Here is a 432-nt window from a genome sequence, read left to right as displayed (position 1 = left end):
CATGCGGTCAGTGCGAGAGTCGATGCAGCAGCAATTGCGAGGAGAGAGAGTTTGTTCGTCATTGATTTTCTCCGGTGATTTTGAGGTCGGTGATCGATATGCGACCACTTGATTTAATCGTAGCGTGCGGCTCAAGAAGTCAAGGATGCACTCCAGGTACTTCAGATGCCGCGCTCAACGTGTGCGGGGGCGGTCGGCAGCAACGCGTTGCTACTTGACCTTGTGCAGTTCCACGGGCCCGAGCATCGAAACGAGCAGATACCCCGTCGTCGTTGGGAAGTCCTTGTTGCTCCAGTTCGAAGGGACATGGACGAGCGCAAAGTCCTTCGTGGATATCCCGCTGACTGATTCACTAACGGCGCGGCCGAAGAGCGCTTGAGCTTGCTCTTTGGTCAGATCATTGACCGGGCCCTGGATGGCTCGCCAATTGCC

The 432-nt window shown here is 56.0% G+C and carries 1 protein-coding gene; it reads right to left on the bottom strand.

From position 1 onward, the window contains the following. Nucleotides 1-210: 210 nt before the first annotated feature. On the bottom strand, nucleotides 211-432 hold a 222-nt coding region (locus tag JNB62_RS19040; protein ID WP_220302458.1), incomplete at its 5' end, for a hypothetical protein.

It is taken from the genome of Microbacterium jejuense (genome assembly GCF_019511665.1).
GTDB classification, from domain to species: domain Bacteria; phylum Actinomycetota; class Actinomycetes; order Actinomycetales; family Microbacteriaceae; genus Microbacterium; species Microbacterium jejuense_A.
Note: the sequence above shows the minus strand (reverse complement) of the source record. Positions and strands in the feature narration are given on the sequence as shown.